This is a genomic window from Streptomyces sp. NPDC057474, from assembly GCF_042802555.1.
In the GTDB taxonomy this organism is placed as follows: Bacteria; Actinomycetota; Actinomycetes; order Streptomycetales; family Streptomycetaceae; genus Streptomyces.
The window spans coordinates 1-24,350 of sequence record NZ_JBHVDX010000027.1; the positions used below are offsets into that span (position 1 = coordinate 1).

12 protein-coding genes and 3 pseudogenes are annotated in these 24,350 nt (G+C 69.8%); 12 read left to right on the plus strand and 3 right to left on the minus strand.

All coding sequences use genetic code 11. The features are described 5' to 3' along the window. Positions 1-904 precede the first annotated feature (904 nt). Complete coding sequence (locus ACFU53_RS10645; protein ID WP_383988842.1) at positions 905-1,261, plus strand: hypothetical protein; 357 nt, start codon at positions 905-907, stop codon at positions 1,259-1,261. A 57-nt stretch (positions 1,262-1,318) separates the two neighbouring features. Here the strand turns inward: ACFU53_RS10645 and ACFU53_RS10650 are convergent. Both ACFU53_RS10650 and ACFU53_RS10655 read right to left on the minus strand, forming a co-directional pair. Then, a pseudogene (locus ACFU53_RS10650) lies at positions 1,319-1,513 on the minus strand (IS5/IS1182 family transposase); the annotation flags it as partial. Continuing rightward, positions 1,504-2,346, minus strand: a complete 843-nt coding sequence (locus tag ACFU53_RS10655) for a ketose-bisphosphate aldolase (protein WP_383988845.1) — start codon at positions 2,344-2,346, stop codon at positions 1,504-1,506. The gene ACFU53_RS10655 and the pseudogene ACFU53_RS10650, both read right to left, overlap by 10 nt. Before the next feature lie 164 nt (positions 2,347-2,510). Here ACFU53_RS10655 and ACFU53_RS10660 point away from each other — a divergent pair, with 164 nt between their 5' ends. After that, positions 2,511-3,299 carry a DeoR/GlpR family DNA-binding transcription regulator gene (locus tag ACFU53_RS10660; protein ID WP_383988848.1) on the plus strand — a complete coding sequence of 263 codons (789 nt, stop codon included), beginning with the start codon at positions 2,511-2,513 and terminating at the stop codon, positions 3,297-3,299. A 50-nt stretch (positions 3,300-3,349) separates the two neighbouring features. Here ACFU53_RS10660 and ACFU53_RS10665 read toward each other — a convergent pair. Further along, positions 3,350-3,985, minus strand: a pseudogene (locus ACFU53_RS10665) (carbohydrate ABC transporter permease); the annotation flags it as partial. A gap of 229 nt (positions 3,986-4,214) precedes the next feature. On the opposite strand from ACFU53_RS10665, the gene ACFU53_RS10670 reads away from it, so the two are divergent. The 10 genes and pseudogenes from ACFU53_RS10670 (at position 4,215) to ACFU53_RS10715 (ending at position 23,943) form a co-directional block, all read left to right on the plus strand. Beyond that, on the plus strand, positions 4,215-5,114 hold the full coding sequence (locus tag ACFU53_RS10670) for an SIS domain-containing protein (RefSeq protein WP_383988851.1): 900 nt from the start codon (positions 4,215-4,217) through the stop codon (positions 5,112-5,114). A 345-nt stretch (positions 5,115-5,459) separates the two neighbouring features. Continuing rightward, a complete protein-coding gene (locus ACFU53_RS10675) occupies positions 5,460-8,426 on the plus strand; it encodes a TIM-barrel domain-containing protein (protein WP_383988978.1) in 2,967 nt (988 codons plus the stop codon). Positions 8,427-8,555: 129 nt separating this feature from the next. Next, a complete protein-coding gene (locus ACFU53_RS10680) occupies positions 8,556-10,424 on the plus strand; it encodes a glycoside hydrolase domain-containing protein (RefSeq protein WP_383988854.1) in 1,869 nt (622 codons plus the stop codon). Beyond that, positions 10,421-14,101, plus strand: a complete 3,681-nt coding sequence (locus ACFU53_RS10685) for a beta-galactosidase (protein WP_383988857.1) — start codon at positions 10,421-10,423, stop codon at positions 14,099-14,101. The genes ACFU53_RS10680 and ACFU53_RS10685 overlap by 4 nt, the downstream gene beginning before the upstream one ends. After that, a pseudogene (locus ACFU53_RS10690) lies at positions 14,098-15,912 on the plus strand (beta-galactosidase); the annotation flags it as partial. The gene ACFU53_RS10685 and the pseudogene ACFU53_RS10690, both read left to right, overlap by 4 nt. Before the next feature lie 59 nt (positions 15,913-15,971). Further along, positions 15,972-17,495 carry a GDSL-type esterase/lipase family protein gene (locus tag ACFU53_RS10695; RefSeq protein ID WP_383988860.1) on the plus strand — a complete coding sequence of 508 codons (1,524 nt, stop codon included), beginning with the start codon at positions 15,972-15,974 and terminating at the stop codon, positions 17,493-17,495. Between the two features lie 10 nt (positions 17,496-17,505). Next, entirely contained in the window at positions 17,506-18,936 is a 1,431-nt protein-coding gene (locus tag ACFU53_RS10700; RefSeq protein ID WP_383988863.1) for an alpha-L-fucosidase, read from the plus strand. A gap of 5 nt (positions 18,937-18,941) precedes the next feature. Continuing rightward, entirely contained in the window at positions 18,942-19,871 is a 930-nt protein-coding gene (locus ACFU53_RS10705; protein ID WP_383988866.1) for a hypothetical protein, read from the plus strand. Then, positions 19,868-20,791: a beta-glucosidase gene (locus ACFU53_RS10710; protein ID WP_383988869.1), complete on the plus strand. Its 924-nt coding sequence runs from the start codon at positions 19,868-19,870 to the stop codon at positions 20,789-20,791. The genes ACFU53_RS10705 and ACFU53_RS10710 overlap by 4 nt, the downstream gene beginning before the upstream one ends. 20 nt (positions 20,792-20,811) lie before the next feature. After that, positions 20,812-23,943, plus strand: coding sequence for an alpha-N-acetylglucosaminidase TIM-barrel domain-containing protein (locus ACFU53_RS10715; protein WP_383988872.1), 3,132 nt, complete (start codon positions 20,812-20,814; stop codon positions 23,941-23,943). Positions 23,944-24,350: the final 407 nt, after the last annotated feature.

Sequence of the window (24,350 nt, forward strand, 5' to 3'; positions counted from 1 at the left end):
TCTGCTCTGGCTTGGAACCCCACTGCCGAACCTCCCGGTGCGCGCGCCCGCAGCCGACGCCTTCACCGAGGTACTGCCCACTGACTTCACTGCTGGGTACTGCGAACCGCACCTACGGGTACTGCCACCGCGTCAACCGCGGTCCTGCGCATGGCGGCCCCTGATCACTGCGGGCCACCCGGTCCGGTCGTCAGCCCCGTCGCCGTCCTGCGACAACCCTGGCTTCGGAACTCCACCACCGCACCGTCCTGCGAACTGCAACTGCGTACTGCCGCCCGGCAGTTCGTGTCTGCCAGGCCCTGCTGTCTCTCTGGGCTACGAGAGAAACCATAACCATGCCGCCATCCAATGTCTACTCCCGTCGGTATAGATTTCCGTGCGCTTGAGAGTGAGGTAACCGCCGCAGCTGGCCCATGGCCGGGCAGAGCAGCCCCGAAGCTCAGGTCTGGCGCGCGGAGTGACCCAGGCCGCGCAGCCCGTCGGGCTTCCCGTGACGCCGCCGACTGCGACGCGGCTACCGTCGACTGGTACCAGCCACCGCTGGGCACCTCACGTGTCCGGCCGTAACGCCCCGACTGGCCGGCCGATGACGGGCGCAGCACGAGGGCCCGCGCCCGCCTTGACGATCCCGGCCCGACGACCGAGCAGCAGTTCGTGGAAGCCAGGCACGCCGGTGCCGGTGCCGCAATCCGCAGACTGGCGCTCCTGCTGCCGCGTCAAGCGCCGCGCATGCGCACCCCTGACCTGAACGGCGGCACCGGGGGCTTCGGCCGGCTCATGGTCACCCGCCTCGCCCGCGCCACCGCGGGTCCCTGCGGGCCTCCGGGGCAAGACCATGAGCGCCCGCCTTGCCGATAGCGCCACCGCTGAACCAGCGAGAGGGCCAGTGAATATAATCTGCCTCATGTCGAAGCCTGACGAGCTGCTGGTTGACGTCGCCGCCCTGGTGGAGTCCGTGCAGAGCAATCAGATGTCCCTGACCGTGGTCACCGGTGGTGCTGTCATCACCGGTCGGCTGGCTCCCGAAGCAGTGTGGAGGCAGAGGGTGTCGGATGTGCTTATGGATTCGGACCGCTTGGGCGAGTTCTCCGCCGTCTTCGACGCCCCCGCGAAGAACGGGCCGCCTACGCATCTGCACTTCCATGTCGCCCGTATCCTGCAGGGCACGGTGGGCATCCCGGAGACGGGCGGGATGTACCGTGTTGCGATCGAGGACGTCAGCGCCTGGACCATGGGCGACTTCAGCTATTCCGACCACTGAGCAACCACTGCGGCGGGACCCATCGCCAGCAGTGTGGGCCCGTGCCTGTTTCCTCGGTCAGACGGATCCGGGGGTGCCGAGCATCGCGGAGGTCTTCAACTGTTGGGTGTTCGGCTTACGCAGACGCTTGGCGAGGTTGTCGATCGACACGACGTGGATCATGGCTTCGGAGCCGGCGGCAAGGGTCCCGTAGTCGCGAGCGAGTCGGCGGCGCATCATGATCCAACCGGTACTCCCCTCCACTACCCACCGCCCGACAGGGTCCGCAGGGCCGAGGTCACGGCATCGGCCATCGCTCGGCGCGCCGCGGTGAGGGCCGGCCGGGGGTCGACGGCTGTGGGCGCCGCGGCGAGTGCGTCGCGCACCGCGCCGGTAAAAGCGGCATTCAGTGCCGTGCCGATGTTGACCTTGAGCATGCCGGCCGCCACCGCCTGCCGGAGCTCAAGGTCGGGCACGCCCGTCGAGCCGTGCAGGACCAGCGGCACCGGGACCGCCTTGGCGAGGCGGGCGATGAGGCCGTGGTCCAGCCGGGCGGTGCGCGTGGTCATCGCGTGGGAGCTGCCGACCGCGACGGCCAGTGCGTCGACACCGGTGGCGGACACGAAGTCGCGCGCCTGATCGGGGTCCGTACGTGCCGAGGGTGCGTGCACTCCGTCCTTGCCGCCGATCTCGCCGAGTTCCGCCTCCACCCACAGCCCCTGGGTGTGCGCCCACCGCGCCGCGGCGCGCGTGGCGGCGACGTTCTCGGCGTGCGGCAGCGCGGACGCGTCGAACATGACGGATCCGAAGCCGTAGTCCGCGGCGCGGCGCAGCAGCGCTTCGTCGGTGACGTGGTCGAGGTGCAGGGCCACGGGGACGGCGGCCGCCTCGGCGAGCGCGGCGGTGGCGCGCGCTATCGGGGCGAGCCGGCCGCCGTGGAACCGCACGACGTTCTCGCTGATCTGGCAGATGACCGGGCAGCCCGCGGCTTCCGCCCCGGTGACCACGGCCTCGGCGTGCTCCAGGGTGATCACGTTGAACGCGCCGACGGCCCGTCCGTCGCGCTGTCCGGAGCTCACCACGTCGGCGGTGGGTGTCAGCGGCATGGACGGCCTCCGATCGCGGCGTACGAGAGCCGGGACAGCGGCAAGGACTTGCGGGCAGTGCAGGGTTTTGCTCGTTTCGCGACCATAAAACACCCAATCAAGCGTTGTGGTTTCATGGAGATGCGCACCTTGTGGCGCACACCATCGACAGAGAGTTGTGAGACATGGCGGCACCACAGGCCCGGTGGAGCGCACTGCTGGAGATGCTGACGCGCGACGGGCGGATCGAAGTCGAGGCGGCTGCCGAGGAGTTGGGGGTCTCCGCCGCGACGATCAGGCGCGACCTCGACGAGCTGGCCCGCCAGCAGATGGTCACCCGCACGCACGGCGGAGCCGCGCTCAACGCGATCGCCTACGACCTGCCACTGCGCTACAAGGCCGCGCGCAATGCTCCGGAGAAGGAGCGGATCGCGCACGCTGCCGCAGGACTGGTGAAGGCCGGCGCCGTGGTGGGGCTGAACGGTGGCACCACGACCACCGAGGTGGCGCGAGCCCTGGCCACCCGCGCCGACCTGGGTTCCGGTGGCGCGGAGACGGCGGTCACCGTGGTGACCAACGCGCTGAACATCGCCAACGAGCTGGTCGTGCGGCGCCACGTCAAGCTCGTGGTGACCGGTGGAGTGGCCCGGCCGGCGTCCTATGAGCTGATCGGGCCGCTGGCCACCGAACTGCTCGCGGAGATCGCACTGGACCAGGTCTTCATAGGGGTCGATGCCATCGACGTGGCCAACGGGGCGACCGCCCACCACGAGGGTGAGGCCAGCATCAACCGGGCGCTGGCCCGCCGCGCGCAGCAGGTCGTCGCTGTCGCCGACTCCACCAAGCTGGACCGGCGGGCCTTCGCCCGCATCTGCCCGGTGGAGGACATCGACGTCCTGGTGACCGACAAGGCCGCCTCGGACGAGCTGACCAAGTCGTTCACGGCAGCCGGCGTGGAGGTCATCCGCGCCTGACACCGCAGGCCGCTCCCGTACCGGCCCCGGCCGCGTCGCGCATCCCGGCCTCATCCCCGGACGCCGCCCGCGGTCAGGCCGGAGACCAGGTGACGCTCCACGAAGACGAACAGCACCACCACGGGCACGATCGCGACGAGCGAAGTGGCGAACAGGTACTGCCACTGCTCGTGGTATGAGGTGACGAAGCCGGGAATCGCCCTGGTCAGGGTCATCCGGTTGCCGGACGAGGTGATGGTGAGCGCCACGACGTACTCGTTCCACGCACTGATGAAGGTGTAGACGAGCGCGGTCACCACACCGGGCATCGCGAGCGGAAGTACGACACGGGTGAGGGCGCCGAACCGGCCGGTGCCGTCGAGCCAGGCCGCCTCCTCCAGCTCCCGGGGGATGCCGGCGAAGTACGCGTTGCGGATCCACACGCAGAACGGCAGGTTGAACGCCGCGTTCACCAGGATGAGTCCCTCGGCGGTGTCGGTCAGGTCGAGGGTGACCATCTCCCGGTAGATGCCGACCAGCAGCGCGGTCGGCGCGAACATCTGCGTGACGAGTACGAGCAACAGGAAGGCGCCGCGCCCGCGGAAGCGGTGCCGGGCGGTGTAGTACGCGGCGGGCAGCCCGACGGCCAGGGCGAGCAGCGTCGCCGCCCCGGCGACGTACAGCGAGAACAGCAGCGCGTCCGCGACGCGCGGGTCGGTGAGCGACCAGGTGCCGTTTCACGGAGTACCTCTCCGCACGCATGGCGTGCTTCGTCAAGCGCGTGCTCGCTTGATTGCGCGCTCGCTTGCTTGTTTATGCTCGATTCATAGTGCTATCAATCATCGAACGACATGATGCTCAATGAAACGCGCACGGCGTCAAGGGCCGCCGCATCACGTATCGGTCACGCCGTGCGCCCGAGAGGGGAGACTCCCGATGAGTCGGACCGAGATCGAGATCGCCACCCAACCCGACCTCTGGCGGCAGGCGCTGGCACTGGCCCGGCAGCCCGACGGCCCCGTCTCCGCCTCGCTGCCCCGGCCCGGCGAACGGGTGGCCGTCGTCGGCTGCGGCACGTCCTGGTTCATCGCCCAGGCGTACGCGGCGCTGCGGGAGTCGGGCGGCCACGGCGAGACCGACGCCTTCCCCGCCTCCGAGATGCCGGTCGGGCGTACCTACGACGGGGTGGTCGCGCTGACCCGGTCCGGCACCACGACCGAGGTGTTGGAGCTGCTCCGCCGACTGCGTGGGCGCACCCCCACGACAGCGGTGACCGCGGCACCCCGGTCACCGGTGACGGGGCTGGCGGACGCCGTCGTCCTGCTCGACTTCGCCGACGAGATTTCGGTCGTCCAGACCCGGTTCGCCAGCACGGAACTGGTGCTTCTCCGGGCGCATTTGGGCGAGGACCTCGGTCGTCTCCCGCAGCAGGGGCACTCGGCGCTGGACGAACCGCTGCCGGCCGGGGTGCTCGAGGCCGAGCAGTTCACCTTCCTGGGGCAGGGCTGGGGATACGGGATCGCCCAGGAGGCGGCGCTGAAGATGCGCGAGGCGGCGGGCGCCTGGGCGGAGGCCTATCCGGTGATGGAGTACCGGCACGGCCCGATCAGCGTCACCGGACCCGGCCGTGTGGCGTGGTGGTTCGGAGACCCGGCAGCCCTGCCGTCCGGTCTCGCCGACGAGATCGCCCGCACCGGTGGGCAGTTGGTGGCACTCGGCCGGGACCCTTTGTCCGACCTCGTCGTGGTGCAACGGCTGGCCGCCACCCTCGCCTCGGCACGCGGCCTCGACCCGGACAATCCGCGCCATCTGACCCGTTCCGTGATCCTGGCCTGAGGAAATTTACCCGTCCGTTACGAACGGTTTCCGGGCCCGTCGAGGCCTGTCAGCGGGACCCGGGACCGACCGCCACCAGGTACAAGAGCTGCTCCACGAGAACCCCCCTGCCCCTCAAGAGGCCGAGTGTCCCGCCTGTTGACAGGTGGCGGCTACCGCAAGAACATGAGCGAAATCGCTTGAATCTTGCATCTGCACGCAGAATCAAGCAGCCCGCATGCCAGCGGCACCCCGCATCGCAGCTCCTGAGTCACCGTCACCGTCCTGTCCGACAGGAGGACACGAGTGCACGCCCGACTGAGCAGTCCCGGCGGCCTGTTACTCGCTGCCGCCCTGACCGGCGCCATGCTGATGGCGCCCGTCACCGGCTCTGCCGCGGCAATGGCCGCCGCCCGTCCCACCACCGCCACCGGCGGGCCGAAGGTGGCCCGCACCGCGCAAGCCGTCACGGTCTCCGTGCCGGCCACCTTCGGCGCCCCCGGCTACACCCTCGACGTGGCCACCGACGAACTCGCCCTGACCACACGCCGCGCCAGCGAGACCGTGCTCGCCACCGCCTCCGGCGACACCGGCGCCCTGCGCTTCACCGCGGCCGACGGCACATGGCAGCACGCGACCGGCGTCACCGACTGGACGTGGAAGGACGGCGTCCTGACCGTCACCGCCGACAGCACCCTCGACGGCGCCACGGTGGAGGCCCGGATCACCCCGGGCGCCGACCGCTACCAGCTCGACTGGGACGTCCACGGCGGCGCACCGAAGCAGCTGGGCCTCGCCTACGACCTGTCATCGGCGGGCCACTGGTACGGCCACGGCGAGGCGGAGACCCCGCAGGGCGGTCCCGGCGTCAACCAGCCCTGGCCGCTCGACGCCGGCGAGGTCGACCACGAAACCTTCGGCCCGGCGTCGTACAACATGATCGACCCGTTCTGGTACACCTCCAGGTCGACCGGTCTGCGCGTCGACACCGGGGACGTCATGGACGTGGCACTCAACAAGGGCAAGGACGGACTCGGCACCTTCACCGTCGAGTCGCCCGACACCTACAAGGCCACCGTGTTCGTCGAGTCGACCCCGCTGGACGTCTACCGCGACTACATCGGCATCGTCGGCAAGCCGGCCAAGTCCGATGCCCCGTACGAGCAGTACGCCAAGCCGCTGTGGAATTCCTGGGCGCAGTTCTACACCAAGGTCGACCAGAAGAAACTGCTCGACTACGCCACCGACCTCCACGACAACGGTCTGGACGGGCACACCATCCAGCTCGACGACAAGTGGGAGTCGAACTACGGCAATCTGACCTGGGATCCCCAGACCTTCCCCGATCCCAAGGGCCTCTCAAAGAAGATCCACGACTTGGGCTTCGACTTCGGCATCTGGGTCACCCTGTGGATCAACCTGGACTCCGACAACTACCAGTACGCGGTCGACCACGGCTATCTGCTCAAGGACGCCAAGGACACCAGCAAGCCGTGCGAGGTGACCTGGTGGAACGGCCAGGCCGGGATCATCGACCTGGCCAACCCCGACGCCAAGGCCTGGTACGAGGGCAACCTCAAGACCCTGATGGACACGTACGACATCGACGGGCTGAAGTTCGACACCCGCTTCTTCGACGAGAAGTGCGCGCCGCGCGAGGGTCACCAGGCCACGGACTACCAGAAGCTCGGCACGCAGCTCGCCGATGAGTTCGACCTCCAGGGCGCGGGCATCCGGGTGCACTGGAACCAGACGGCCCACGAGGCGGGCTTCGTCACCCGCCAGGTCGACAAGGGCACCGGCTGGGACTCCCTGCGCGCCTCCGCCACCCAGAACCTCGCCATCTCCACCATCGGCTACCCGTTCGTCGAGTCCGACATGATCGGCGGCTCCGGCGGCCAGCCGGCACCATCGAAGGACGTGCTGGTGCGGTGGGCGCAATCCGCCTCCCTGATGCCGCTGATGTACGCCTCGACCTCCCCGGTGGACACCAACGACACCACCACCGGGCAGAAGGTCGACTACGACCAGGAGACGGTCGACCTCTACCGGGAGGCGATCGAGACCCACGAGAAGCTCGCCCCCTACATCTGGGACCAGGTGCAGAGCACCCTGAAGACCGGCGATCCGATCATGCGGCCGCTGTTCTTCGACTTCCCGAAGGACGAAGCGAGTTACACGGTCACCGACGAGTGGATGCTCGGCCCGGCCGTGCTGGCCGCGCCCAAGCTGAGCACCGGCGCCACCCGCTCCGTCCATCTGCCCCCGGGCACGTGGTACGACGTGAACCAGGGCACCGTGATCCGCGGCCCCAAGACCCTCAAGGGGTACGCGGCGCCGCTCGGCGTCACCCCGGCCTTCGTCGACCTCAAGGCCAAGGGCGCCGCCAAGGCCGTCAAGGCGCTCAAGCGCGACGACGCTCCGGCCGCCTCCGTCCTGATCACCCCGGAGGCCCCGTCCACCGACTCCGGTACGCCGTTCGAGGTGACCACCGAGGTGACCAACTGGGGCACCCGGACCCTCAAGAACGCCAAGGCGGCACTGGACCTGCCCGAGGGATGGACGGCCAAGGCGACCGGCCCGACCACCGCCAAGTCCCTCAAGAACGGAGCCACACTCACCACCACCTGGATGGTGACCCCGGTCGACGACGCCCGATGGGGTGGCCACGACCTCACCGGCACCGCCGCCTACACAGGACACAGCGGCTCGCAGAAGGTGTCCGACACCGTGCAGGCGCAGGTGAAGGCCGCCCCGGGCAGCGTGCAGGAGCCGTACCTGACGGCCGACACGACCTCCGGGAGCGCGCAATACGCCCAGGGCGGCGATCAGTTCGCCATCTGGGCGGGCGGCCAGGACCTGTCCGGCTGGAAGGACGAGAAGGGCGTCATCTACCGCGACGACGCGGCCGGTGAGAAGGCCACCGTGCAGGCCCGGTTGGTCTCCCAGGACAGCGTCTCACCGGTCGGCAAGGCCGGCGTCGCTTTCGCCAACGACCTGACCGCGCCGGAAAAGGGTGGTTACGCGGTGCTGGTCATGACCGATCAGTACGGCCTGGAGTTCATGACCGACAGCGACGGGGACGGGAAGCTCGACACCTGGGCCGGGGGTGGCTCCACCTACCACCCCGCGTATCTCAGGCTGACCCGGGACGGCGCCACCTACACCGCGTACGCCAGTAAGGACGGCGAGACCTGGTCGCAGGTCGGCACCGCCCAGGTGCCGTCGGCCAGCGGCACCGGCGACGCCGGGATGGTCGCCAGCGCGGCCAACGTCAACTATCCCGGCGAGAACATCGAAGCCGTCTTCAGCGGATTCTCCGTCACCTCCTGACACCACAGGCGCCACTGATTCCCGGCCGGCGCCACTGGCAACACCCCCGTTCCCCGGCATGCCTCCCACCCCGTGGGGGCCTGCCGGGGACCACTCCCCGCACGTCCGTGAGAGAGGGAACCCATCCCCATGGCACGTACGTCCTCAGCTGTCGCCGGCTTCGTCGCGGGCGTGGTCGTGGCCGCCGGCACCACCGCGATCGCCGTCACCGGTACGACGACCACCGGCACCGACCTCAACTCCAAGGCCACCACCACCTGGCTGACCGTCAAGGTCGCCGACGCCATGGGCACCAGGGACACCCTCACCTGGGTTCCCACCGGCTCCTTCGCCGGCTCCGCGGAGGAGCGGGTCCCGCGCTACCCGATGACCGCCATCCAGGGCAAGGACACCAAGGAGCTGAGGCTCTCCGCCGTGCGCAACGAGCAGGTCTCGGCGCAGTTGGCGATCGCCTCCGGCCACCAACTCGACGACGTCAAGGCCGTGGTCGGTGACCTCGCCGGGCCCGGCGGCGCGAAGCTGTCCGGTGCCGACACCCAGGTCCGGTTCGTCAAGTACGTGCCCGTGCAGCGCTCCAAGAGCGAGGTCGACTGGTCCGCCACCATCGACCAGGTCAGCTCCGCCAAGGAGGTGTCCGGCGACCGTAACCCCGACGTGGTCGGCGACGCGCTCGAGGAGCGGGACTCCGTGGACGTGCCCGCGTACGCGGCGCAGCCCCTGTGGTTCACCTTCCGCATCCCGGAGAAAGCCAGGCCCGGCACCTACACAGGCACGGTCAAGGTCAACGCCGACGGCCGTACCCAGGCCAGCTATCCGCTGACGATCGAGGTCGCGGACGCGAGCGTGCCCGACCCGAAGGACTACGACTTCTTCCTCGACGTGTGGGCCCAGCCGGAGACGATCGCCAAGAACCACAGCGTCAAGCTCTGGTCCGACCAGCACTGGAAGCTGATCGAGAAGTACAACCGCGACCTGGTTTCGCGCGGCCAGAAGGTCATCAACACCACCATCGTCGACAACCCGTGGCACCACCAGTGGTCGCTCGGCACCCGCCAGGCGCAGACCGCCACGCCGTACACCAGCATGGTGGGCTGGAAGTGGAACGGAAAGACGTTCTCCTTCGACTTCGGCCGCTGGGACAAGTACGTCCAGACCGCCGGACGCGCCGGTCTCGGTCCCGGCATCGGCGCCTTCTCCATGCTGGCGTTCCAGGACCAGGAGCACCTCACCTACACCGACACCACCACCGGCAGAACCGTCTACGAGAACGTCGATCTGGGCGGCGACCGCTGGCGGGAGGCGTGGGGAGCGTTCCTTCCCGCCTTCGAGAGGCACCTGCAAGCGAAAGGCTGGCTGGAGGACACCTGGCTGTCCTTCGACGAGCGGCCCATCGACACCATGACGGTCGTCAAGAACTTCGTCCACGAGGTCGCGCCGGCCTTCGACGACCGTATCTCCGTGGCCGGTTCGATCAGCACCGAGGGCGTCGCCTCCAACCTGTCCGTCGACTGGGGCGGCATCGACGCGATGACGAAGGAGAAGGCGGCGGAGCGGCGCAAGGCCGGCAAGATCACGACCTTCTACGTGTACGGCGCGCCGGCCCACCCCAACACGCTGTCGTTCTCACCCGCCGTCGAGTCGCGGATGCTGCCGTGGATCTCCGCCCAGCGGCATCTGGACGGTTTCCTGCGCTGGTCGTACAACAGCTGGACCAGCGACCCCTTCAAGCAGCCGGTGCACATCTTCACCCAGGGCGACGAGTACCTGGTCTACCCGGGCAAGGACGGCCCGATGTCCAGCATCCGCTGGGAGCAGCTGAAGGAGGGCATCGAGGACTACGAACTCATCGCGCAGCTGCGGAAGAAGGACGGCGGCGCCGACAGCGGCGCACTGACCGGGGCCCTCACCACGGCGACGCGGAACCTCGACGGCCGGACGAAGGACGTGGGCGACATCGAGACCGCGCGGGCGGCAGTCGTGAAGGAGCTGACGTCATGAAAGTCAAGTGGAGTTCTCTGCTGCTCGCCGGAGTACTTACTGCCATGCCCCTGACCAGCGTTGGTATCGCGGACCAGGCCCAGGCGGGGCAACAGGCTCAGGCCCCGCACACCGTCACCTACGACCAGTACTCCGTACAGGTCGACGGCAAGCCCCTGTACCTCTGGGGCGCCGAGTTCCACTACTTCCGGCTGCCCAGCCCCGACGCGTGGCGCGACGTCCTGCAGAAAATCAAGGCGGGCGGATTCAACGCGGTCTCGCTCTACTTCGACTGGGGCTACCACTCCCCCAAGCCGGGCTCGTACGACTTCACCGGCATCCGCGATGTGGAGCGGCTGCTCGACGAGGCCGAGCGCGTGGGCCTGTATGTGATCGCCCGCCCGGGCCCGTACATCAACGCGGAGGTCTCCGGCGGCGGTATGCCCGCGTGGCGGAAGACGCAGGCCGGCGTGAACCGCACCTCCGAGCCGGAGTACACGAAGGCGGCCCGGGAGTGGATGAGCCGGATCAACCCGATCATTGCTCGCCACCAACTCACGCGTGGCACAGGGTCGGTGATTCTCTATCAGGTCGAGAACGAGTACCAGGGCGGCCGGCAGGACGCCGACTACATGCAGACCCTCATCGACTGGGCGCGTGCGGACGGCATCGACGTCCCGACCTTCGTCAACGACGGCGGCGCCAACCGGAACTGGGTCAGCGGCAAGGGCGCCCCGGACATCTACGGCTTCGACGCCTACCCACAGGGCTTCGACTGCAAGGACCCCGACACCTGGAAGAACCTGCCCGACTATTCGTACGTCAACGAGTGGAAGCCCGAGTCCCCGCTGATCATCCCGGAGGCACAGGGCGGCGCCTTCGACCCCTGGGGCGGCACCGGATACCAGGACTGCGCGAAGCTCACCGGCACCGACTTCACCCGGGTGTTCAGCAAGATGAACATCGCCGCCGGGGTGAGCGGCCAGTCCTTCTACATGACCTACGGCGGCACCAACTGGGGCTGGCTCGCCGACCCCAACGCGGTCTACACGTCGTACGACTACGGCGCCCCGATCAACGAGTCCCGCCAACTGACCGACAAATACCAGGAGTTCAAGCGACTCGGATACATGGTCAACTCCGTCACCTCGCTGGCGCGCACCGACAAGGCCGAGGCCCCCGCCCCGTCCGACGACGCCCTGCGCATCGACCGGCGCGTCAATCCCGACGACGGTACCCAGTTCTTCACCGTCCGCCACGCCGACACCAGGGTGAAGGACAAGGACGAGACCACCCTGTCGCTGAAGGGCCCGGACGGCGACTACCCACGCGTACCGCAGCAGGGAACGATCACCGTCGACGGCCGGGACGCCAAACTTCTCGTAGCCGGCTACGACTTGAGCGAGAGCCAGCGGCTCGTCTACTCCACCTCGGAGATCATGACGCACGCCCGGATCGGCGACCGGGACGTGGCGCTGCTGTACGGGCGTGAGGGCGAGGCCGGCGAGACCGTGCTGCGGTACGCCGAGCGGCCCGAGGTCACCGTCCTCGACGGCGATGTCACCACCACCTGGGACGCCGAACGCGGCGACCTGCGTCTGAACTACCCGCACAAGGGCCTGGCCCGCGTGCTGGTGAACGGCCTGGAGCTGCTGATCGCCGACACCGTCGAGACCGCCCAGTGGTGGCGCCAGGACACCGCCGCGGGCCCGGTTCTCGTACGCGGCCCGTCCCTCGTCCGTACAGCCGAACTTGCGAGCAGCACCCTGCGATTGACCGGTGACTCCACCAAGGCCGCGAAGATCGAGGTCATCGCGGACGCCAGAAAGGTGACCTGGAACGGCCGCAAGGTCGCCGTCACCCAGGCCCCGCGCCCGGTCGAGCTGCCCGCGCTGACGACATGGAAGTACAAGGAGGAGGCGCCGGAATCCGACCCGGGCTTCGACGACTCCGTCTGGACCGACGCCGGCCACCTCACCGCCCACAACCCGGAGCTGGCAGGGTCGCTACCCGTGCTGGCGATGGACGAGTACGGCTATCACCACGGCAACGTCTGGTACCGCGGCCGGTTCAGGACGACCGGCCGAGCGACCGCGCTCGCACTGGACGCCAACACCGGCCCGACAGGCCGGTACGCGGTCTGGCTCAACGGCCGCTACCTCGGCAGCTCCGGCGACGGCGCGCACGCCTTCGACATCCCGGCGGACACGCTGAAGGCCGACGGGTCCGGCGGGGACAACGTCCTGTCCGTCCTCGTGGAGAACGCGGGCCACAACGAGGAATGGGGCCACGACTACTCCAAGGAGCCGCGCGGTCTGCTCGGCGCCGAGGTGATCGGCGGCGCCTCCACCCTCACCTGGAAGATCCAGGGCAACCGGGGTGGCGAGAACCCGGTCGACACCGCCCGGGGCCCGTACAACAACGGCGGGCTGTACGGGGAACGGGCCGGCTGGTCGCTGCCGGGCTACCCCGACGGCGGCTGGAAGAGCACCACGCTCTCTCGGCAGAGCGGAACGACCGGGCCCGGAGTGCGCTGGTACCGCGCCTCCGCCCGGCTCGACCTGCCACAGGGCCAGGACAACGCGATCGCACTCGATCTCGCCGAAGCAGAAACAGAAGCAGAAGCAGAAGCAGACGGAGGCAACACCGGATACCGCGCCCAGATCTTCGTCAACGGCTGGCTGATCGGCCGCTACCTGCCGGACACCGGACCCCAGACACGGTTCGTCATCCCCAAGGGCATCCTGCGGGAGCAGGGCAACAACACCGTCGCCCTGGCCGTGTGGTCCACCGAGGCCGGTGCGGGCCCGGGTTCGGTGCAACTCGTCGACCTCGGCGCCTCGGCGGGCGGGATCAAGGTCGGTACGGTGGCCGCTCCCTCGTACGACGCCACGACCTACGCCATGCCGGCCGCGGGCGCTCACGTCACGATCGATGCCGACCCGTTCCTGGGCACCGGCACCGCCGCCAAGGTCCCCGTCACCCTCGGCGTGCCGAAGGACGCGCCAACCGCGCGGAACGTCGAGCTGGCGTTGAAGGTCCCGAACGGCTGGACCGCGACCACCGACGACACCACCCGTTTCGCCCGGGTCCGGCCGGGCGACACGGTGACCGCCGACTACACCGTCACCCCACCCGGCGACCCGATCCACTACGCCGTCCTGTCCGCGACCGCCAAGCTCACCCAGCCCGGTCGTCCGGGCACCGTGACCGGTGTACGGGCCGTGCAGGTGCCGCCGCCGGGGCTGACCGCCGACTCCTACGTCAGCGACCTGACCCTGGTCAAGGCGGTCAACGGCTGGGGGCCGGTGGAGAAGGACACCTCCAACGGGGAGTCGGCGGCCGGCGACGGACGCCCCCTGAGCATCGGCGGCACCCGCTACGACAAGGGCCTCGGCGTGCACGCCAACAGCCGGATCCGGGTCTATCTCGGCGGCGGCTGTACGCGCTTCACCGCCACCGCCGGGCTGGACGACGAGGTCGGTGACAGCGGCAGCGTCTCCTTCCAGGTGATCGCCGACGGCCGCTCCCTCACAGCGACCCCGGTGGTGCGGGGCTCCGACGGTGGCACCGGCATCGACGTGGACGTGACCGACGCCCGCTGGCTCGACCTGCTGGTCGACGGGGACGGCGATGTCTCCACGGACCACGCCGACTGGGCCGACGCCAGGCTGACCTGCTCGGGAGGGACTTCGTGAACCTCGCGCGAGTTCGACAACCGCGTACCGCACTGGCTGCGGCGTTGGCCGCCGTACTGCTCGCAGTCCTGACGACGGCGGTACCCGCCCACGCCACGGCCACGGCCCCGGCCGAGGCCGCAGCCGCAGCCGCAGCCGCAGCCGCAGCCGCCAAATCCACGCCGCACACGGTCAGTTACGACAAGTACTCCGTCAAGGTCGACGGCGAGCGGCTCTTCGTCTGGTCCGGCGAGTTCCACTACTGGCGGCTCCCCAGCCCCGGCCTGTGGCGCGACGTGCTCCAGAAGATCAAGGCAAGTGGCATGAACACCGTCTCGATCTACTTCGACTGGGGCTTCCACTCCCCCGCGAAGGGCCGTTACGACTTCACCGGCATTCGTGACGTCGACAAGCTCCTCGACATGGCCGAGGAGGCCGGGCTCTATGTCATCGCCCGGCCGGGACCGTACATCAACGCCGAGACGGACGGCGGCGGCTTCCCCGGCTGGCTGATGACGCAGAAGGGACGGGCCCGCTCCACCGACCCCGAATACCTGGACGCCGCCCGCGAGTGGCTCAAGGAGATCGACAGGATCCTGGCCCGCCGCCAGGTCACCGACGGCACCGGACCGGTGCTGCTCTACCAGGTCGAGAACGAGCTGTACGACCCCGAAGGCCGCGACTACATCGTCGAACTCTCCAAGCAGGTACGGGCCGACGGCATCACCGTGCCCCTGGTGGGCAACGAGCCGATGCCGCAGTACGCGGGCGGCGAGGGCCTGGCCTTCGTCGGGGAGCTGGACCAGTACAACTCCTTCTGCAAGGGCGAGTGGTGGCTGCCCACCCTCGAACGGCAACAGGACGACGCCCCGCTGGCGATCTTCGAGGCGGGCACCGGCTGGTTCCAGACCTGGGGCGACACCGGCTACGAGAAGTGCCCGGAGAAGATGGGCCCCGCCTACCAGAAGATCGTCAACAAGCACGAGGTCATGCAGGGCACGACCATCGAGAACCTGTACATGACCTACGGCGGCACCAACTGGGGCTGGCTCGCCGACCCGCGCCAGGTCTACACCTCGTACGACTACGGGGCGCCGATCAGCGAGCCCCGCCAGACCGGCGCCGACTACGACGAGATGAAGCGGCAGGGCCTCTTCTACACCACCACGGGACCGCTCACCGCCACCGATCCGGCCGACGCCCCCGCCTCGTCCAACGACGCCGTGCACATCGAGGCCCGCGCCAACCCGGACACCGACACCCAGTTCCTCTACCTCCGGCACGGCGATCCGATGGCCGCCGCCGACGCCACCACCACCTTCGACTGGAGAACCCCGGACGGCTCGTATCCGGTCACCGCACGGCTGAACGGCAAGACCGGCAAGATCCTCGTCGCCGGTCACGACCTCGGCGGCGGCCGGCGGCTCGTCTACTCCACCAGCGAGCTGCTGACCAGCGCGCAGACCGGTGACCGCACACAAGCCGTGCTGTACGGCGGCGAAGGCGACCCCGGGCAGACGATGCTTCGCTACTCCGCCGAGCCCGAGGTCACCGTGCTGGACGGCAAGGCGGACGCGACCTGGGACGCCGAGCGCGGCAACCTGAAGCTGGACTACACCCACTCCGGTCTCACCCGAGTCCTCGTCCAGGGCGGCGGCCACCCCGATCTGCTGCTGCTCATCGGCACGGACGCCGAGGCCGCCGGCTTCTGGCGGCAGGACACGGCAGCCGGTCCGGTCCTGGAACGCGGCACGGAACTTGTCCGCGCGGCGTCCGTCACCGGTCGTGGGACGACGCTCGTGCTCACCGGCGATGCGAAGAGGGCGGGTCCGTTGGAGGTCTTCGCCCCGCCCGGAGTACGGAACGTCACCTGGAACGGCGTGGGGGCTCCGTGGTCGCACTCGGCGACTCCATCACCGACGGGGCCGCCTCCACCTCGGACGCCGACCGGCGCTGGCCCGACTACCTCGCCGCCCGCCTGTCCGGCTGCACCACACCTGCCGGGGTCCTCAACGAGGGCATCAGCGGAAACCGCATCACGACCGGGACCGACGGCAACCCCTCGGCACTGGAGCGGCTGGAGCGCGATGTGCTGTCCCAGCCGGACGCCCGGACGGTGATCCTCTTCGAAGGCGTCAACGACCTCAGCTGGGGCGGCGCCAGCGGCGACCAGGTGATCGCCGGCATGAAGGAGATCGCGCGGCGGGCCCACGCGCGCGGGCTGCGGGTGATCGGCGCGACCGTGGTTCCGTACCGGGGCTGGGGCGACTACTGGACCGAGGCCAAGGAGGCCGACCGGCAGAAGGTCAACACCTTCGTGCGCTCCGGCGGCGTCTTCGACGGCTACGCCGACTTCGACAAGGCCGTACGGGATCCGGACGACCCCACCCGCTACGCCGCCGCGTTCGACTCCGGTGACCATCTGCACCCCAACGACACCGGGATGAAGGCGTTCGCCGACGCGGTCGACCTCTCCGGCCTCGGGCCCGCCCGCGACTGCCCCTCGGCCCGCGTACGGCTCACTCCGTACCGCCCGAGCCTCCCGACGGATCGTGCCACGGAGATCACCGCGACCGTCACCAACACCGGCACCAAGGCGGTCACCCGGATCACCACCGGGCTGCACCTGCCGGACGGCTGGACCGCCGAAGCAGAAGCGAAGACGGGATCCGATTCCCTTGCCCCCGGTGGGAGTTACGCCGTCACCTGGCGCGTCACCCCGCCCACCGACGCGGCATGGGGGCTGTATGACATCGGCGTACGCACCTCCTTCCGGCAGGGCGGCCTGACGCGCCACGACACCGACAGCGTGACCGCCGACGTCACCCCCGTCCCGTCCGCGGTCCGGCCCCCGTACCGGACGTTCGCCACCACCGACGATGCCCGATACGCCCAGAACGACGGCCAGTTCGCGATCTGGGCAGGCGGTCAGGACCTGGCCGGCTGGAAGGACGAGAAGGCCGCCATCCATGTGCCGGACGCCGTCCCCGCCTCGGGCAGCCTCACCGCCCGCCTCGTCGGCCAGACCGGCAGCGGGCCCTCCGCCAAGGCCGGGATCGCCGTCGCGAACGACCTGACCACCCCGGAGAGCGGCGGCTACGCGGTGCTGACCATGTCGAAGAGCTACGGCGTGGAATTCATGACCGACAGCGACGGCGACGGCCGGCTCGACACCTGGGCGGGCGGCGGCTCCTCGTACCACCCGGCCTGGCTCAGACTCACCCGCGACGGCACCGCCTACACCGCGTACACCAGTACCGACGGCACCGCCTGGCAGCGGATCGGGACCGCGACCGTGCCGTCCACCGACGACGCGGGCGGCCTCGACGCCGGGATGGTCGCGAGCGCCGTCAACCTCGACCACCCCGGCCAGAGCACCACAGCCGTCTTCGACTCCTTCTCGACCACCGACTGAGAGGCCTCCCGTGAACGTCAGCCGTAGACGCTTCCTGACCACGGCCACTGCTCTCGGCTCAGCAGTGCTCCTGGCCCCACCCGGTGCCGCCCACGCGATCAGCGGCGGCATCCCCGACTACCAGCCCACGAGGGAATCCCTCGGCACCCACCCCGTACCTCGCTGGTACAAGGACGCCAAGTTCGGCATTTTCATCCACTGGGGGGTCTACTCGGTCCCCGCCGGCTCCGCCCGGCAGATGGCCGCCGAGTGGTACCTCTGGTACCAGAGCTTCAATACCGAACCCACCCACAAGTACCACCGTGACACCTACGGCCAGGACTTCCTCTATGACGACTTCATCCCGCAGTTCACGGCCGAGAACTACGACCCGGACGCCTGGGTGCGGCTGTTCGAGCAGGCGGGTGCCGAGTACTTCGCGCTGACCAGCAAGCACCACGACGGATTCGCCCTGTGGCCCAGCAAGGTGACGGACCGGCACGCCGGTAACTACGGGCCGAAGCGCGACCTGGTCGGCGAGCTGATGACGGCCGCCCGCAGGCGCGGCACCGTGCGGCCCGGCCTGTACTACTCGCTCGGCGAGTTCTTCAACCCGTCGATCGGCCGACCGATGAAGAACTTCTACACCGGTGAAGAGGTCCCGATGACCGGTTACAGGCCGGTCGACGACTACATCGGCGACTACGAGCTGAAGCAGCTGTACGAGATCATCGACCGCTACGACCCGGAACTGCTGTGGGCGGACGGCCAGTGGTTCCGGCCGACCGGCGAACCGCCGTGGCGCAGCGAGGAGCCCCTCTCCCACTACTACAACAAGGCCAAGAACCGCAGCCGCCCCAAGGGTGTCGTGGTCAACGACCGCTTCGACACGCACTTCGACTTCGCCACCTACGAACAGCGCACCAATCCCACCATGGATCCCCAGAAGTGGGAGTGCTGCATCACGATGGGCTACTCCTGGGGCTACAACAGGTTCGAGGTCGAGGAGGACTACAAGACCTCGGACTTCCTCGTCCACCTGCTCGCCGACGTCACCAGCAAGAACGGCAACCTGCTGCTGAACATCGGGCCGAAGCCGGACGGCACCATCCCGGACGTCATGCAGCAGCGGCTGCGGGACATCGGCGCCTGGCTGAAGGTCAACGGGCCCGCGATCTACGGCTCGACGCCCTGGGTACGGGCCGAGGAAGACGGCAGCCCGCTCGGCATCCGGTACACCGTCACCCCGGGCAAGTTCAACATCATCGTGCTGGGCGCCCCCAGCGGCACCCTCTCCGTGCCTGCCGACATCCCCCTCTCGGCGACCTCGCGGATCCGGCTGCTCGGCCACAACGGGCCGCTGAAATGGACCCGTTCCGACGGCAAGGTCCACATCAGCGTCCCCAAGACGCTGCCCAGCGAACTCGCCAACACCTTCACCGTCGACTGGGAGCGAGGGTGAACAACGTGAGCACCCGTACGGACACCCTCGGCCCCACCCTCACGGTCACCACCGAACCCGCCGAACCGGCGGGCGGTGACGCCGTGACCGCCACCGCGGTCCTCGTCAACGACTGCCCGTTCCCGCTGCGCGGCGCCGTCCTGTACCTGGTGGGCCCGGGCGCGACGACCGCCGCACGCGCCATCCCGCTCGGTGATCTGCGCCGCGGCGCGAAGGTCACCCGCAGTTGGCGCACGTCGATGCCGGCCGACGTCGCCGGGGACGTCGCGTTCACCGCGCACGTCCTCTTCGACGTGGACGGACACAGCGCCGACTGCGCGCGGGCCGCGAAGACCGTCAGCGTGCCCTACGAACCGAACGGGGTGCGCGACCCGTACAAGACGTTCACCACCACCGACGACGCCCAATTCGGCCAGTACGGCAGCCAGTTGGTGATCTGGGCCGGCGGCGGTGACCTGTCCGGCGGCCGTGACGAGAAGGGCGGCATCCTCCTACCCGGCTCCGCCGCCGCATCGAGTGTGCTGCAGGTCAAGACGGTCGGCCTCACCGGGAGCGACAACCCCACCGCCAAGTACGGGATCGCCGTCGCGAACGACCTGACCGCGCCGGAGAAGGGCGGCTACGCCGTGCTCACCATGTCGAAGTCGTACGGCATGGAGTTCATGACCGACAGCGACGGCGACGGACACCTCGACACCTGGGCCGGCGGCGGCGCTTCCACCCACCCCGCCTGGCTGCGCCTGGTCCGCTCCGGCACCACCTACACCGCGTACTCCACCACAACCGGCCTCGCCTGGAACGAGATCGCGAGCGTGACCGTGCCCTCCGCGAACGGCGCCCTGGACGCCGGCGTCGTGGCGAGCGCCGTGAACCTCAACTACCCCGGCACGACGGTTCGAGCCGTGTTCGACCACTTCACCGTGGAGGAGTCTTGACCGCCTACCGCTCCGTGAACGCCCACCGCCCCGAGGAGGACTTCCTCCCGCCGCCCGTCTCGCTCACCGTCACCCCGCCCGCACCCGAGCCCGGCAAGCCCGTGACCTTGACGGCCACCCTCACCAACACCACCCGGATCGCGCTGCGCGGGACCGTGCTCCATCTCGCCGTGGACGGCACCGGGGAACGGGACAGCCTGGGCAGCCTCGCGCCCGGACGGTCGGTGACCCGCACCTGGCGGACCCGGCTCGCCGACGACGCCGAGGGCCGGATCGTGTTCACCGCGCACGCCCTCTTCGACGTGCACCGCCACGGCTCCGACTGCACCCGCGCCAGTTCTTCCGTCCTACTGCCGTACCGCTCACTGCCCGGAGCCTTCGACAACGCGGGGATCGCCTCCGACGACGCCCTCACCGTCGCCAACATCGACGGCTCGAACTCCAGTCTGTCCGCCGAGGCGCTGGCGTCGGTGGGGCTGACTCCGGGGGCCGCGGTCACGTACGGCGGGGTGCCCTTCACCTGGCCGGACACTCGGCCCGGGAGCAAGGACAACGTCGTCTCCTCCGGTCAGACCGTGCTGCTGTCCGGCTCCGGTTCCCGGCTCGCCTTCCTCGGCACCAGCACCTGGGGCGAGGGCAGGGGCGACGGCAAGGTCGTCTACGCGGACGGCACCGAGCAGGCGTTCTCGGTCGCCGTCCCCGACTGGTACGGGGCGAGCGCCTCCGCCGCGGTGGTGGTGCCCTACCGCCACATCACCACCGGCCGGGACGACACCCCCGTCAGCCTGTTCACCTTCGGCGTCGATCTGGCGGCCGGCAAGGAGCTGCGCTCCCTGGTCCTGCCCAAGGTCAGCGACGGCCTCCAGTCGGGCGTCCCCGCCCTGCACCTCTTCGCCATGACGATCACGACGATCAACTGAGCTCTGCCGGAAGGACGGTCATGAACGACAACCGAGGCGACCTCGACATCATCGGCATCACAGGTGTCACCCGCAGACGTGTCCTCACGGGTGCGGTCGCGCTGGGCGGCGGGGCGCTGCTGTCCCGCCCGCAGGGCGCGTACGCGGCCGGTGGCGCCCCGTTCGACACCGCTCCCGCCGCAGCGGCGCTGAGGCGTCTGCTTCCCGGCCACCACCGGCAGGTCACTCTGCGGGCCGTCGACGACGACTCCGACCGCTTCCGGGTCACCGGCCGGGCCGGGCACATCACGGTGGAGGGCACCAGCCCCGCCGTGCTGCTCACAGGCCTGCACACCTACTTACGGCGGACCGCGCACGCCTCCGTCTCCTGGACCGGCGAGCAGCTGAACCTGCCGCGCACCCTGCCCGCGCCCGCCGAGGAGATCACGGGAACGGCCGACGTGCCGCACCGCTTCGCCTTCAACGACACCAACGAGGGCTACACGGGCGCCTACCGCGGGTGGGACGCCTGGCAGCACGAGCTGGACGTGCTGGCCGCGCACGGAGTCAACCGGGTCCTCGTCTACATCGGCGGCGACGCGGTGTATTACGACACCTTCCGCCGCTTCGGCTACTCCGACGCCGCTCTGCGCGCCTGGATCCCGGCCCCCGCCCACCAGCCCTGGTGGCTGCTGCAGAACATGTCGGGCTTCGGCGGGCCGGTCTCCCGGCAGCTCATCGAGAGACGTGCCGCGCTCGCCGAGAAGATCGTCGACCGGATACGCGACCTGGGCATGACGCCGGTCCTGCCGGGCTACTACGGCAGCGTCCCGGACGACTTCCCCGCCAAGCACGGCGAGGACGCGGCGGTGGTCGCACAGGGCAGCTGGGGCGCGTTCAAACGCCCCGACTGGCTCGACCCGCGTACCACGGCATTCGACGATGTGGCAGCCTCCTTCTACCGGGCCCAGACGGAGCGGTTCGGCGAGAGCACGATGTACAAGATGGACCTGCTGCACGAGGGCGGCAACCCCGGTGACGTGCCCGTGCGCGAGGCCGCGCGGGCCGTCGAGGCGGCGCTGCAGAAGGCCCATCCGGGGGCCTTCTGGGCAATCCTCGGCTGGCAGACCAACCCGTCCAAAGCGCTGCTCGACGGCGTCGACAAGAGCCGGATGCTGATCGTGGACGGCCTGTCCGACCGCTACACCACCGTCACCGACCGGGAGAGCGACTGGGACGGCACCCCGTACGCCTTCGGCAGCATCTGGAACTTCGGCGGCCACACCCCGATGGGCGCCAACGCCCCGGACTGGGTGGAGCAGTACCCCAAGTGGCGTGACAGGGAAGGCAGTTCGCTCGCGGGTATCGCGGCGATGCCGGAGGCCGCCGACAACAACGCACCCGCCCTCGCCCTCCTCACCGACCTGGCCTGGACGCCCGGCGTCATCGACCTGGACGACTGGTTCGCGGCGTACGCCCTCTCCCGCTACGGCGGACCCGACCGGCACGCCGCCGCGGCCTGGAAGACGATCCGCGACACCGCGTACGACATGTCCCGCGCGGACTCCTGGAGCGAGGCACCCGACGGCCTGTTCGGCGCCCGTCCGAGCCTGACGGCGAACAAGGCCGCCGCCTGGGGCCCCGAGAAGGACCGCTACGACACCACGGTCTTCGACGCCGCACTCACCGAACTCCTCGCCGTGCGAGCGGAGTTGAGGAACAGCACGGCCTACCGCTACGACGTCGTCGACGTGGCCCGGCAGGTCCTGTCCAACCGCAGCCGGGTCCTGCTGCCGCAGATCAAGGCCGCGTACGAGGCCGGGGAGAAGGCCCTGTTCGGCAAGTTGACCAGGGCCTGGCTGGACTGGATGGACCTCCTCGACGACCTGCTGGCGTCCTCCGGCCCGCACCTGCTCGGGCGGTGGCTTGCCGACGCACGCTCCTGGGGCGCCGACCGGGCTGAGAAGGACCGCCTGGAGTACGACGTCCGTTCTCTCCTCACCACCTGGGGCGAACGCGCCAGCAGCGACGAGGGCCTGCACGACTACGCGAACCGGGAGTGGTCCGGGCTGGTCGGCGGCCTGTACCGCACCCGTTGGAAGACGTACTTCGACGCACTCGCCACGGGTCTCGCCACGGGTCTCGCCACGGGAAAGGACGCGGCGACGATCGACTGGTTCGCCCTGGAGGACCGCTGGGCGCACGCGCACGAGACGCACCCGACCCAGCCCCACGGCTCCCCGTACGCCCTGGCCCGCTGCGTACGCGACCTGCTCGCCGCCACTCCCCACCAGGCGGCCCTCACCGCGGGGGCCGACCGAGGAGCGGTGGCCGAGGGCACGCCCGCGACGGTGAGGGTCACCTTCACCAACAGGAACGGGTTCGCGGCGGTACGCGGCGTGACCCTCTCCGTCACCGCCCCCGAAGGCATGTCGGTGAGGCCGCTCGATCCGGTGCGCGCGGCGTCGGTGGCGTCCGGCGAGGCGTTCACTGCTCGCTTCGAGGTCTCTCTAACGGGTGAGCCGACAAACCTGGTCGGCCAGGTCATCGCGGCGGGGGCGTACGCGGGCGGCGGAAAGGCCGTCGCGCCGGTACGGCTGGTGGCCGCGGCCGGGGTCGGCGACCCGTACCGCACGGTCTCCTACAACGACGCCGTGTTCGGCCAGGCCGGCGACGAGATCGCCGTCGAGGGCGCCGGGGCCGACCTGTGGGGCGCCACCAACGAGTTCGGAGCGGTGTACCGGGCGGGCGCGTACAGCGACGCAGCCATGGCCGAGGTCACGGTCACGTCCCAGGACGCGACCGGGGGCTGGGCACGGGCGGGCCTAGTCGTCCGCAACGACCTGGGCACTCAGGGGAGCGTGGGCTATGTGAACCTGGCGGTCACACCGTCCAACGGCTGCGCGCTGAGCTGGGACGCCGACAGCGACGGCCACTTCGACTCGATCGCGCTGTCGGGCTCCTTCACCGCGCCGGTGCGGCTGCGGCTGACCAGGTCCGGCGCCTCGTACACCGGGGAGGTCAGCACGGACGGCGTCACCTGGACGACGGTGGGCACGGCCATGCCGGCAGGTGCGGGCGCCGCACAGGACGTCGGAGTCTTCATGACCGCGGCCAACGGCTGGAACGGCGCGCGGGGCATCGCCACGTTCGACGGATTCACGGTGGCCTGATCCCCGTGCCCGCGACGCCCGCGGTCAGCTCGCCCAGGCGCAAGCTCGGCCAGGAGACGACAGCCCGGCCCTGCCGGACGACACCGGCCTCGGCGTGGCCGTCCACAGCTCGCCGCCTGGGACTGCGGCGGACGGAAGGTTCGCGTCCGGCGGCATGGTGTCCTGGAGACCGGCGGCATGGTGTCTTGGAGGGGTGCCCCTCTAGGCCCGGACGGCGGACCGGGCCGACCAGGGCCGGATCGGGTCGGAGATCGGCCGACCTGTCGGCGATCCGCTGCTGGCCGACGGCTCACCATGGCCCGGGCTCCGGGGGGCACAGCACCCGGGAAGACCCCGGCCTGTCATGTGCGGTGCTACGGCCAGGGTCCCGGGCTTGGGGGCCGTTCTGTGGGTTCTGTGGGTTCTGT